This window comes from Herbaspirillum sp. B65 (assembly GCF_000333555.1).
Classification (GTDB): Bacteria; Pseudomonadota; Gammaproteobacteria; order Burkholderiales; family Burkholderiaceae_D; genus Herbaspirillum; species Herbaspirillum rubrisubalbicans.
In genome coordinates this window covers 1-12593 of record NZ_BADI01000783.1, presented here as the reverse complement: position 1 = coordinate 12593, position 12593 = coordinate 1, and the positions used below count along the sequence as shown (strand labels likewise).

Annotated in this window: 10 protein-coding genes and 1 pseudogene; 9 read left to right on the top strand and 2 right to left on the bottom strand. The window is 57.2% G+C overall.

Going from position 1 to position 12593, the window contains the following annotated elements:
* Positions 1–112: 112 nt before the first annotated feature.
* Positions 113–1340 (top strand): annotated as a pseudogene (locus tag I5W_RS18680) (Zn-dependent hydrolase).
* A complete protein-coding gene (locus I5W_RS18675; RefSeq protein ID WP_085946786.1) occupies positions 1337–2653 on the top strand; it encodes an ArgE/DapE family deacylase in 1317 nt (438 codons plus the stop codon). Before I5W_RS18680 ends, I5W_RS18675 begins: the two are co-directional and overlap by 4 nt.
* 331 nt (positions 2654–2984) lie before the next feature.
* Here the strand turns inward: I5W_RS18675 and I5W_RS31475 are convergent, their stop codons facing one another.
* The gene (locus I5W_RS31475) at positions 2985–3305 is read right to left on the bottom strand and encodes a hypothetical protein (protein WP_159106137.1); all 321 of its coding nucleotides are present in this window, start codon (positions 3303–3305) and stop codon (positions 2985–2987) included.
* A gap of 699 nt (positions 3306–4004) precedes the next feature.
* A complete protein-coding gene (locus I5W_RS18670) occupies positions 4005–4925 on the bottom strand; it encodes a LysR family transcriptional regulator (protein ID WP_252717104.1) in 921 nt (306 codons plus the stop codon).
* Positions 4926–5025: 100 nt separating this feature from the next.
* Between I5W_RS18670 and I5W_RS18665 the strand changes: the two genes are divergently transcribed.
* The 7 genes from I5W_RS18665 to I5W_RS18635 form a co-directional block, all read left to right on the top strand.
* A complete protein-coding gene (locus tag I5W_RS18665) occupies positions 5026–6315 on the top strand; it encodes an MFS transporter (protein WP_044530352.1) in 1290 nt (429 codons plus the stop codon).
* Between the two features lie 174 nt (positions 6316–6489).
* The gene (locus tag I5W_RS18660; RefSeq protein WP_044530351.1) at positions 6490–8610 is read left to right on the top strand and encodes an acetate--CoA ligase family protein; all 2121 of its coding nucleotides are present in this window, start codon (positions 6490–6492) and stop codon (positions 8608–8610) included.
* Complete coding sequence (locus I5W_RS18655) at positions 8610–9488, top strand: MaoC family dehydratase (protein ID WP_044530350.1); 879 nt, start codon at positions 8610–8612, stop codon at positions 9486–9488. The genes I5W_RS18660 and I5W_RS18655 overlap by 1 nt, the downstream gene beginning before the upstream one ends.
* 20 nt (positions 9489–9508) lie before the next feature.
* A complete protein-coding gene (locus I5W_RS18650; protein WP_044530349.1) occupies positions 9509–10258 on the top strand; it encodes an SDR family NAD(P)-dependent oxidoreductase in 750 nt (249 codons plus the stop codon).
* Between the two features lie 18 nt (positions 10259–10276).
* Positions 10277–11134 (top strand): FAS1-like dehydratase domain-containing protein, encoded by an 858-nt coding sequence (locus I5W_RS18645; RefSeq protein WP_050010693.1) that lies wholly within the window; start codon positions 10277–10279, stop codon positions 11132–11134.
* On the top strand, positions 11131–12012 hold the full coding sequence (locus I5W_RS18640) for an HpcH/HpaI aldolase/citrate lyase family protein (RefSeq protein WP_044530347.1): 882 nt from the start codon (positions 11131–11133) through the stop codon (positions 12010–12012). Before I5W_RS18645 ends, I5W_RS18640 begins: the two co-directional genes overlap by 4 nt.
* A 9-nt stretch (positions 12013–12021) precedes the next feature.
* Positions 12022–12593: enoyl-CoA hydratase/isomerase family protein (locus I5W_RS18635; RefSeq protein ID WP_050010692.1), on the top strand; the 572-nt coding region annotated here is incomplete at its 3' end.

The following is a 12593-nucleotide window of genomic DNA, read 5'->3' as shown; positions in this document are numbered from 1 at the left end:
GATTTTCCTGCCCGAGACAGGATGGCCTCAGAACAGGAAGAAGTCGGCATCTTCGAAGCGGCAAATAACAGTCGCTGAAATAGCAGAGCATGAATAGAAAGGAATTGAATTTATGAGTATCACAGCGAACGGCCAAAGGTTGTGGAATAGTCTGATGGAGCTTGGAAAAATCGGAGAAACGGACAAGGGGGGCTCGCGTCGGCTGGCTCTGTCTGATCTCGATAGGGAGGGGCGCGCTCTGGTGGTCGGGTGGATGAAAGAGGCTGGACTTGATATCACGGTGGATAGTATGGGCAACATCTTTGGGCGCCGTGCCGGTACTAGTCCCAACCTCAATCCGGTGATGACTGGAAGTCACATAGATACCCAGCCATCCGGCGGCAAGTTCGACGGTTGCTATGGCGTCCTGGCAGGACTCGAAGTCATGCGTACTCTCAATGATGCCGGGGTCAAGACCAAGGCACCGCTTGAGCTCGCTATCTGGACCAACGAGGAAGGTGCGCGCTTCGTGCCAACCATGATGGGATCGGGTGTTTTCTGTGGCGCCATCCCTGAGCAGGTGGCGCACCAAGCGAAAGACGCCGAGGGCGCGACCGTCTTGGCCGAATTGGAGCGCATTGGTTATCGTGGCCCGCAGCCGGTCGGGCAGCATCCGGTCGGAGCATATTTTGAGGCACACATCGAGCAAGGCCCGGTCCTTGAGACCAGCCAGCGCACTATCGGTGTAGTCACAGGCGTTCTAGGAATTCGCCTCATTAATGTCATCGTCGAGGGTGTTGAGGCGCATGCCGGGCCGACACCGATGGAAATCGTAAGGACGCACTCTATGCTGCAGCACCGGTATTGACGCGTATTGTCGATATCGCCAAGCGCTACGCACCTATCGGCCGTTGCACGATTGGCGAGGTCGATGTTTTGCCTGGGTCCGTAATACCATTCCAGGCAAAGTCCGTTTCAGCGTCGACTTGCGCCACTTGGAGCCTGCCAAGCTGGAAGCGATGGTGGCGGAAGCGCGAGAAATTTGCGAGCAAGCGCAAAATGAGACAGGACAAACTTTCCTGTTCCAGGAACTGCAATACGTAGTACCGACGCAGTTCGATCCAGAGATGGTCGGTATCGTCCGTGAGGTGGCAGAAAAATCTGGATATGCTTACCAGGATATCTTTTCCGGCGCGGGTCATGATGCCTGTTATCTGGCAAAGGTCGCACCAACGTCCATGATCTTCGTGCCTTGCCGTGATGGTTTAAGCCACAATGAAGCGGAATGGGCCACCGCAGAAGACCTGGAGGCGGGTTGTAACATCTTGTTGAACGCAATATTGACGCGAGCTGAGCGATGAATAAGCGAGAGCTGCCACTCGCACTGGATGAAAGGATGAGGGCGAGATTATTGGATTCGGTCGACAATGGGTTCACGCAGCAGGTCGAAGAACTGGCTCGGTTGGTGCGCATCCCATCCCAACGCGGCGCAGAGGCAGATGCCCAGGTCTTCATCGCGAAGCATCTCACCGCGCGTGGCCTGACAGTCGATCACTGGAAGATTGATCTCGACGCTATCCGTTCGCTGCCAGGCTTCTCTCCGGTGACGATTTCCTACGATGATGCCTGGAATGTTGTCGGCGTACATCGGCCGCGCAACAAGTCAGGCCGCTCTCTAATCCTGAACGGTCATATTGACATAGTGCCGGTGGGGCCGTTAGAGCAGTGGACCAAGGATCCCTATGGTGCCGAGATCGAGGACGGATGGATGTATGGCCGTGGCGCAGGCGATATGAAGGCGGGATTGATGGCCTGCATCTCTGCACTTGATGCGTTGCGTCGCGTCGGGTTGCAACCGGCGGCAGAAGTCTACCTGCAGTCTGTAGTCGAAGAAGAGTGTACGGGCAACGGTGCACTAGCATGCTTGCAGCGCGGCTATCGAGCCGAAGCCGCATTTATTCCAGAACCGTTTGGACACCGACTCATGCGAGCCCAGGTTGGGCCAATGTGGTTTAAGGTTCTCGTTTTGGGAGATCCGCAACACGCCTCCGGCGCCTTTTCCAGTCAAGGTGCCAACGCCATTGAAAAAGCTATTTACCTGATCGGGGAGTTGAAGGAGCTCGAGAGGAGATGGAACGCACGAAAAGACCAGCACCGCCATTTCTGCAGTCATCCTCATCCAATCAATTTTAATTTAGGAAAAATTGTCGGTGGTGATTGGCCATCCAGTGTTCCCGCATGGTGTGAGTTTGACATGCGGGTTGCTATCTACCCAGGTGACAGTTTGGAAGTCGCTCGCGCAGAGATCGAAGAGTTCATTCGGGTCTCTGCAGCCGCAGATCCATTTCTTTCCAATCATCTTCCTGTTGTCACTTATCACGGATTCATGGCAGAAGGCTATGAACTGAAAGATGCGCAAGAGCTCGAAAACGTACTTGCAAGTTGCCATTTCGATGTGTTTGGAACCCCGCTACAGGAGCACGCAACCGCTGCGGCTACCGATGCCCGCTTCTTCGGTTTATATGCCGATACTCCAGCAATCGTCTATGGTCCTCAGTGCAGAATGCCACATGGCTACGACGAGGCGGTGGAGCTGGAGTCGGTGAGGCAATTCACTAAATTACTGGTACTGTTCATTGCGCAGTGGTGCGGCATCGAGTCTATAGCGCCGTAGGGCATGGAGAGATCTGCTGGCAACTTCACGCAAGAACAACGACATTGCCTAGACGTTACCGATAGCCTCCAGGGTATTGGCAGATGGCTCGCTATTGATAAATTAGTCACTGCATAAGAAGCACGCAGAAAACTTTGCATTACGCCCACCGTCAGCCTCTGGAAACCAATGTCCGTCAACAAAAAAATGCCCGAAGACGATGCTCTGAATGACACGAGGGAATTACTACGCCTTCCATGGCTGCCGACAGTTTCGCCTGCTGGCCCAAAGCGATCGCTAAAATTATGGCTATCCGACATGGAAACAGGTGATGACGCTTAGTCTCTGCGTCTCATTTATGACTTTCACTAAAGGCTCTGTCGACAAAGTGTCTGAGTCCAGTGAGGTCCGGCTTTGCGTATCCGGCTGTCGTTTGTACTGATGAATGTCCCAATAGCGCCTGAGTGACGGTCAGTGAGACCTGGTTGTCGACCACTAGAGTTTTTGCATAAGCAAGTCTGCGCCAGTGCGGCGAAGCCGCTGCCAATAAGGCAGAACGGGCGGGATCCACCGCAGCTAACGTCTGTGCAACCGAATAAAAAATGGCCTTTACTTCACTATAAAGACCGCTGTTTTTTAGTGAGTCGCCATTGAGCTCGTGAATGAGCAGCAATACCTCGTGAGGGCCAGGTTCTGCCGGCAAGCTGCGCCAGAGCGATAGACGGCAACTGCGGCAATGGCGACGCGTGGCAGTGGTATGGCGCGCGGTTTATTGCCTTTTCCGTCAACGTAGAACATCTATTGTCCGTCCTCTTCGCTAAAGGGCAGGTTGGTACCGATGTCCCACACCAGTTCAGCCAGGCGACTACCACCATACCTGTAGGGTGCCCAGATTGCCCCGCGTCTCAGGAAAGCCAACTCAGACAGTCCCTCCGTTCTCTGTGAAACCCAAACGGCACAGATGCAAAGCGTTGCCTCCGGCACAAACCGTTTCGGGGAAAATTCTCGTCGTGCCTGTGTGCCATTGACTAAACCAACAGCCGGGTTGGCGACCAGGTACCCGTGTCAAACCAATATTGATAGAGGCTAGCCACGACGGCCAACGTGCGAGCTTGAGGACACTCGCTGGCGGCCACCACACTCTGCTCCCCATCTTGCCTCAAAGTCACACGCGCAAGAAGCAGATATTCTCCAGGACACCTTCTAAAACTGGCTGCAGCGCTATTTGGACCCAAAATCGGGCCCCTTTCCGGAGGTTCCGGAGAATATCGCGCGTTATCTTATGGCACACGTTCAGTCCGGCGCGATCGAGCGGGACGTTCTCGATTGTCTGATGGTTGGCTCAAGGGAGAGAGACAATTCCGCGCGAAAATCAATACGATGAAGCACTATCCATGGAAAGCTCTCTCGCGAGCTCACGGAAACGGCGAGAGGTGGCCATCTCAAAATCCGGATGATATGCAATTGCGAGGCCGATAGTATTGCTCTCTTTTAGACCCGATATCTCCCGGAAAGTAATGTTGCGCGAAGAATGACGCCTGACGATAGAGGGCACGAGCGCTACCCCCAGACCACTTTCAACCATACACAGCAAGGTTTCCACCTGCACCGCTTCCTGCGTGACTTTCGGAACGAAGCCTGCCTCCTGGAACAATAGCATCGTGACTGCATGCAGGCCCGGGATATTACTCCTCGTATATTGAATAAACGATTCGTCCTTCAAGTCGATCAAACTCAGTTGTAATTTTTTCGCTAGGCGATGATCCGATGGCAGCGCCGCCACAAAATAATCTTGTTCCACAGTTTCATACTGGATCACGCTCTTCCATGCCAGCGGTACACGCACGATGCCTAGATCGAGGTCGTTGTTCTCGATGGCCTGCACAATCAGGGCATTTTTTTCTTCTTCCAGCGCAATCGTGACGTCGGGGTATTGGCTCCTGAATTTCGGCAGAAGACGCGGCAGGAGCGAATATTTTGCCGATCCCACAAAACCGATCCGGATGTGGCCGCTTAAGCCGAGGGCAGCGGAACGCGCCACACGTGACACTTCGCCGGCATGAAAAAGCGACTTTCTTGCATCCTCCAGAACAGCTTTTCCCGCATCGGTCAGAAATACTTTGTGCTTATTCCGATTGAATAGGGCCACGCCAATTTCATCTTCCAGTTTCTTGATCGATACCGACAGCGGCGGCTGCGACATGAAGAGCCGTTCGGCGGCTTCCCTGAAGTTCAGGGTTTCGGCTAGGACAACGAATTGCTGGAGTTGGCGCAGGTCCATGGTGATATGCATTTCGTATCAGGAATTAAGAAAATAATACTTCAAATCTACATTGAGGGATGACACTATCTCTAAAAAATAAAAATCGAATGATTAAATTCTGGAGACCACAATGCAAAAATCAGTCGCCGCGGCGCGCTTGCCCGCAAGCGAAAGGCCCACCCATGAACGGTATTTCCTGGCATTGATCTTGATGCTGGTGGTGGTGTTCTCTTACATAGACCGGGTCAATGTGTCGATCCTCATCGTCGACAACGCATTCCTCCATGACATGGGTATCACCGGGCAAGCATTGCAAAAGGGCATGCTGATGTCGGTCTTCCTGGTGGCCTACAGCATCGGCAATGTATTGCTCAGCCCGCTGGGTGATGTGCTTGGCCCGCGCAAGGGAATGATGTTTTCCATTGTGGTCTGGGGCATTTCATTGATCATTGGCGGGCTGGCGCCGACCTTTGTGCTGATGCTGTTTTCGCGCGTGCTGCTTGGTCTAGGTGAGGGAATGCATTTCCCGATGCAGAGCAAGTTCATCAAGTGCTGGTTCCCGATCACCGAACGTGGCAAGGCCAACGCCGCGTGGAACACCGGCTTGGCAATTGCACCTGCCATTGCCATGCCGTTGTTTACCTGGCTGATCGCGGTTGCCGGCTGGCGTGAAAGCTTCTTCGTCCTCGCTGCGGCCGGCATGATTCCGATGTTCTTGCTCTGGAGATTCACCGCCGATACACCACGCGACAGCAAACGCATCAATCAAGCCGAATTGGCCCATATCGAAAAAGGTCTGGCCGGCGATACCGTGGCGACTGACAGCGATACCGGCTTCCTTGCCAAGTTCAGGTCCTTTACCGGCAACTACCGTTTCTGGCTGATCGTCATTTATTACATGGCGCATGCATCGGTTCTGTGGGGCACCATGTCATGGGTACCGTCTTACCTCAAGACCGCACGCGGATTTTCATGGGAAGCCATGGGCATGCTGTCGTCGCTGCCATGGATTCTCGGCGTCGGCACCAAGATCCTTTCCGGTTACCTGTGCGACAAGATGAAGCGTCGTGCGCCGCTGCTGGTGTTCGCCATGATTGGTGTGAGCGTGGGCATCTACTTAGGCGTGAACATTGAAGACAACCTGACGTCGGCACTGGTTCTGGGCTTCGGCATCGGCTGCATCGGCCTGGGTGGACCGGCAGCGTGGACGCTCTTGCAGGACATCGTGCCCAGCAAAGGCATCTCCTCGGCGGCCGGCATGATGAACGGCATGGGCAATGTGTTCTCGTCGATCGCGCCGATTGCCATCGGTTACCTCATCAGCCTGACCGGCCGCTATTCGACCGGGCTTTATTACATCATCGGCTGCTGCGTGATGGGCGGCATCGCCACCCTGATTTTGACGATCAAGAAAAACTGATACATCGATGGCGTCCTGCCGGACGCTATCGGCCACCAACGCAATCCAGGCAGTTTCTCAGACAGCGCCCTCCGTATCGGCAGGGCGAGGGGGACTGCTTTGCCCTGAAACCGGGGAAGCCTTCTTCTGCGTAGTGCATGTGCCGCATTTACTTAGCTAGTCATGGACAATCAAATGAACGACGCCTCAGCCGATCTTTTCTGGAATAACTTTGAACGGGCGTTTCGCCCCAAGTCGGTCGCCATTCTGGGGGCGTCCAACGATGCCACCCGCATTTCCGGCCGGGCCTTGCATTACATGAAGAAGGCCGGCTATCAGGGGCAGATCTATCCGGTCAATCCTACCCGCGAGACGGTGCAGGACATCAAGGCGTATGGCTCACTGGAGGCAGTTCCGGAAGTCCCCGACATGGTGCTGATCTGCATCGCCGCCGAGAAGGTCAAGGACGCGATCAGGGAATGCGTCGCCAAGGGTGTTGGCGCCGCTGTCATCTACGCATCAGGTTTTGCCGAAACCGGCGAAGAGGGCAAACAACTGCAGCAGGAAATCCGGGCGATCGCCGATGCCGCAGGCTTGCGCGTGTTCGGCCCCAACTGCCTGGGATTGCTGTCGACTCAAAGCGGATTCATCGGCACCTTCAGCAGCGCATTCGACGATGGTTTCGTCAGCAATGGCAATGTCGCCGTGGTCAGCCAGAGTGGAGCCTATGGCGGCCATCTGGCTTATCTTTGCCGCGAACGCAATGTCGGAATCGGCTATTGGGTCTCGACCGGCAATGAGCTCAATACCGATGTCGCCGACTGCATCAAATGGCTGGCTTGCCAGGATGATGTCTCGGTCATCATGGCCTTCGCCGAGGGGATTCGCGATGGCGAGAAATTCATCGATGCGCTGCGTACTGCCCATGAACGCCGTAAGGCGGTGATCTTCGGTAAGGTTGGCGGGTCGGAGGCAGGCTCGGTTGCCGCAGCCTCGCACACGGCATCGCTGGCGGGCCCCGACGAAGTCTACGATGCCGTTTTTCGCCAATACGGCGTCTATCGCGCACGCACCACAGAAGAACACGTTGATCTGGCGTATGCCTGCAGCAGGGGTGTTTATCCGCTGGATCGCCGCCTGGGCATCATTACTGTCTCGGGCGGTTTCGGCATCCAACTCTGCGACGCGGCAGATCGCCACGGTCTTGAGGTTCCACCGTTACCTGCGGCATCGCAAGAAAAACTCAAGACGATCAACCCCTTCGGCGGCGCAGGGAACCCCTGCGACACCACCGCGGGCGTGCTCAACGACATGAGCATCATCAGCAAGACTTTCCGCATCATGTACGAGGAGGGCGGTTACGGCAGTGTGATTGGCTCCTTTACCATGCTGCCGGCGTCACCCACTTATGGCGCACGCATGTGCGATGCCATCCAGGCCGGCACGGTCGACTACAAGGATCGTCCGACCTTGCTGTGCATGGCAGCGGGGAAAGAGGTGATCCGCGCGTATGAAGAAGCCGGTTTTTTGGTCTACTCAGATTCAGACCGTGCGGCATTGGCATTGTCGGCACTTGCCTACCTGAAGGACGGCTTCGACAAGAAGATCGAAGTGCCGGCGGTAGACCTGTCTTTGCATCGTGACATCGGCACAGAGATGCTGTCTGAAGCGGCTGCGCAGCGTTTGCTCGCCAGTGCCGGGTTACCGTTTCTGCCGTCCCAAGTGGTCTGTGGTGCCGACGCCGCCGTCGTGGCGGCAAACGAAACGGGTTATCCCGTCGTCATGAAGATCGTCTCACCCGATATTCAGCACAAGACCGAAATCGGCGGTGTGATCCTTAACGTCGACAGCGACGACGCCTGTCGCCTGGCTTACCAGACCTTGATCGAACGCGCCGGCACCAAGGCACCGCATGCCCATATCGAAGGTGTGCTGGTCGCACCCATGGCACCCAAAGGGATTGAAACCATCATGGGGGTGAATCGCGATGCAGTGTTCGGTCCGGTCGTGATGTTCGGCCTCGGCGGGATTTTCACCGAGTTATTCGAGGATGTGACATTCCGCATCGCTCCCTTCGGCGAAGACGAGGCACGCCGCATGATCGAAGAAACCAAGGGCTACGCCTTGCTCAAGGGATTCCGGGGCAAACCGGCTGCCGACATCGATGCGCTCGCCAAGACCTTGGCGCAGTTGTCTCAGTTTGCCGCCGCCAATGCCGATCAGGTCAGCTCCATCGACTTGAACCCGATCATGGCATTGGAAGCAGGCAAGGGCGTGTTCGCTCTGGATGCCGTGATCGTCACTGGAGCACGTTGATGGCTATCGATTACGAACAGTTGCTCAATCGCCGGTTTGAGCTGATCGAACACAGTTACTCCGCCCGCGACACGATGCTGTATGCGCTGGGGATCGGGTTGGGGGCCGACCCGCTCGATCCGGGGCAACTGGCGTTTATTTATGAAGAACAACTGAAGGTGTTTCCCACCATGCCGGTGATCCTTGGGTATCCGGGTTTCTGGGCGCGTGAGCCCGATACCGGTATCGACTGGCGTCGGCTGGTTCACGCCGAACAGGGCTTTGAACTGCATGCCCCGCTGGTGCCCGAGGGCCGTGTTATCGGGCGCAACCGCATCTCTGCCTTATACGACAAAGGCGCGGAAAAAGGTGCGTTGCTGTGTCAGGAGCGGCAAGTCACCGATGCTGTCAGCGGTGAACTGATCGCCACGATCCATCAGGTTTCCATGCTCCGCGGTGATGGCGGATTTGGCGGGCCGGCCGGCTCTTTGCCACCGCCGCATGCCATGCCTGAGCGCAGCGCCGATATGGTGTGCGATTTACCAACCCTGCCGCAAGCGGCACTGCTGTATCGCCTCAACGGCGACTTTAACCCGCTGCATGCTGATCCGGCCGTGGCGGCCGGTGCCGGCTTCCCGCGTCCGATCCTGCACGGCCTGTGCACGATGGGCGTGGCCTGCCATGCGGCCTTGCGCGGCATGCTGGCCTACCGCGCCGATCGCATTCGTGCCATGCGCGTGCGCTTTACCGGAGTGGTGCTACCCGGCGATACCTTGCGTACCGAATTGTGGATGGACGGCGACGTCGTTTCATTCCGCACGACTGCGCTGGAACGCAATGTGCTGGTCCTGAATGCAGGAAAGATCACGCTCGCCGGCGACAGCGCCGCCACACACTGAATTTATCTGGGAGAAATCACATGGATCTGGGATTGAAAGACAAAGTCGCCATCGTCACCGGCTCGGCACGCGGCCTGGGGGCGGCTACGGCACGCCGGCTGGCGCAGGAAGGCATGCGCGTCGTGATTACCGACATTTCTGCAGAGGCAGCGCGTGTCACATCCGCCAGACTCAGCGAAGAAGGGTTCAACACGATCTGCATTCCGGCCGACATCACGAAGTCAGCCGAGGTCAATGCATTGATCGACGGCACGATCGCGGCGTTCGGCGGCATTCACGTGCTGGTCAACAATGCCGGCTTCCCCCGTGACAATTACCTCTCCAATATGAGCGAGGAAGACTGGGATCTGGTGATCGAAGTCGCCCTCAAAGGCACCTTCCTGACCTGCAAAGCAGTCATGCCTCATCTGATGGAGCAAAAGTGGGGCCGCATCATCAACATTTCGTCGCGGGCCTACTTCGGCAATCCGGGACAGGCAAACTATTCCGCCGCCAAAGCCGGCGTACTCGGCTTGACCCGCGCTCTGAGTCTGGAAGACGGCCGCTTCAATATCACCGTCAATGCCGTGGCGCCCGGTTTCATGGAAACCGAAGCCATCAAGTTCTTGCCCAGTTACGAGCTAATCAAAGAACGCGCCATCAAATCCACGCCGATTCCGCGTGCGGGCCAGCCGGAAGACATCGCCAACGCAGTCGCCTTCCTGGCCTCAGAGTGCGCCAGTTTCATCACAGGCGAAACCTTGCATGTAACCGGCGGCCGTTACGGCTGACCGATGGAGGAACGCAATATGGACTTCGCACAATTCAAGGCCTGGATCGGCCGCACCGAAACCAGCGCCGACATACCGGCCGCGTCACCGCTTCAAGGCCTAGCTGCAACTCTGAATCATGCTCAGCCTCCTTGGCCGGACCGGACTGTGCCGCCGCTGGGCCACTGGCTCTATTTTTTACCGCAGGCGCTGCAGGGTGAGATTGCCGAGGATGGCCACCCCAGACGCGGCGGTTTTCTCCCGCCTGTACCTTTGCCCCGACGCATGTGGGCCGGAAGCAAGATCGACTTCCATGCACCGTTCAGCATCGAAAAACCGTTGGAGCGTACATCGCGGATTGCCGCCGTGGAGAACCGCTCGGGAAAGTCCGGCGAGCTGGTATTTGTGACGGTCGAGCATGAGATCTTCCAGCAGGGAAGCCACGTCATCAGCGAAAGCCAGGACATCGTCTACCGCGAAGCACCGCCGGCAGCATCAGCACAAGCTGCCACCGCACGGGTTCAGGCCGGTGAGGGTGATCGGCGTCAGGCTGACTGGCAGCGTACCGTCCGGCCCGACCCCGTCTTGTTGTTCCGCTTTTCGGCCCTGACGTTCAACGGCCATCGGATTCATTATGACCGCCCGTATGCAATGGAGGTCGAGCACTATCCGGGGCTGGTGGTGCATGGGCCGCTGACGGCAACTTTATTGATGGATCTGTTCTTGCGCAACAACCCCGGTGCGGACGTCGCGTCGTGCATCATTCGCGGCCAGCAACCCTTGTTTGATACCGGCGATGTCAGATTGTGCGGAGCCGCCACGCCGGATGGTGCCGATCTGTGGGCACTGACTCCGGCCGGACAAACTGCCATGTCGGTGAAGGTGGTGGTGCGATGACCGGCGCATTGGCCAATACCGCGTGGCGTTCCTTGTTGTTCATCCCGTCCGACAAGCCGCGTATTATCGAGAAGGCCCACATGCGCGGGGCGGACGCGCTCATTCTGGATCTGGAAGATGCGGTGCCTGACGCAGCCAAACCAGCTGCCCGGTCGCAATTACAGGAGGCCATCACGCATCTGAAGGCGAACGACGCCAGTCTGCTGGTGCGCATCAACCAGGAAGACGACCATGTCGTCTTCGACCTGCAGGCGGCCATCCGACCCGGTGTCGATGCTATCGTCGTGCCCAAAGTCGAAGAGGCCGGGCGACTCATTGCGCTGGCAAGTGCCATTGAACATCTCGAACAGCAACGCGGCATGCCGGTCGGCCGTATTGGCTTGCTGGCTCTGGTGGAGTCGCCCGCTGCATTGTTTCAGTTGCCCGCAATCTGTGCAGCACCGCGCTTATTGGGCATCGCGCTCGGCAGTGAGGACTTTTCCCGTGAACTCGGCGCCGCTCCTTCACCGCATTCGCTGACCTTGCCCTGCCAGTGGCTGGCGTTGGCCGCCGCTGCAGCAGGTATTCACGGATTCGGATTGCCGGATTCACTGGCCAATTTTCAAGATCTCGACCGTTACGCACAGACTGCGCATACGGCGCAAGCCATGGGATTGCGCGGTGCCTTATGCATTCACCCCGCGCAGGTCGCCGTCGTCAATGCCGCGTTTTCACCATCGGAACAAGACGTCGCCTGGGCGCTTGCCGTGACATCCGCTTGGGAAAAAGCACGCGAAGCGGGCGTCGGCGTGGTTTCGCTGAATGGCGCAATGATCGACAAACCGGTTGTAGAACGTGCCCGGCGCATGCTGGCGCATCTCCCCGTCACCCATCCCTGAGAGAACACCATGAATATGGATGCCGTTTTGTGCCATATCAGCGAAGGCATTGCCATCGTTACGCTGAACAACCCGCCGATGAATGTGGTGACCCTTGGGCTGACCAAAGCACTGGGGCAGACGCTGGACCGCCTCGCGGCAGACGATGCCGTGCGCGCCGTGATCCTGACAGGATCGGGGACACGGGCGTTTTGCGCCGGTTCCGATGTCGGCGAGTTCGCCGACATGATGGCACCGGGCCAGATCGTGCCGAAGAAGCTGCAACGCCAGAACGAAGTCTTCTTTCAGTTGGATCGGTTTCCCAAACCGACCATCGCATCCATCAACGGCTTGGCGTATGGTGGCGGCCTGGAAATTGCGCTGTGCTGCGACCTGATCGTGGCCGATCAACGCAGTCGTCTTGCCTTGCCAGAAATCAAACTCGGTGTATTCCCCAGTAGCGGCGGCACCTTCCGTGCGGCCCGTCGTATCGGCGAAGGCCGGGCCAAGGAAATGATTTTTCTGGGCGAGCCCATCGATGCGCAAACCGCATTGGCATGGGGCCTGATCAACCGAGTAGCCGCCGACGGTGAAAGCCTGGC

Coding starts and splice junctions, on each gene's coding strand:
- I5W_RS18675 (WP_085946786.1), top strand. CDS start 1,337: ATGAATAAGCGAGAGCTGCCACTCGCACTGGATGAAAGGATGAGGGCG.
- I5W_RS18670 (WP_252717104.1), bottom strand. CDS start 4,925: ATGCATATCACCATGGACCTGCGCCAACTCCAGCAATTCGTTGTCCTA.
- I5W_RS18665 (WP_044530352.1), top strand. CDS start 5,026: ATGCAAAAATCAGTCGCCGCGGCGCGCTTGCCCGCAAGCGAAAGGCCC.
- I5W_RS18660 (WP_044530351.1), top strand. CDS start 6,490: ATGAACGACGCCTCAGCCGATCTTTTCTGGAATAACTTTGAACGGGCG.
- I5W_RS18655 (WP_044530350.1), top strand. CDS start 8,610: ATGGCTATCGATTACGAACAGTTGCTCAATCGCCGGTTTGAGCTGATC.
- I5W_RS18650 (WP_044530349.1), top strand. CDS start 9,509: ATGGATCTGGGATTGAAAGACAAAGTCGCCATCGTCACCGGCTCGGCA.
- I5W_RS18645 (WP_050010693.1), top strand. CDS start 10,277: ATGGACTTCGCACAATTCAAGGCCTGGATCGGCCGCACCGAAACCAGC.
- I5W_RS18640 (WP_044530347.1), top strand. CDS start 11,131: ATGACCGGCGCATTGGCCAATACCGCGTGGCGTTCCTTGTTGTTCATC.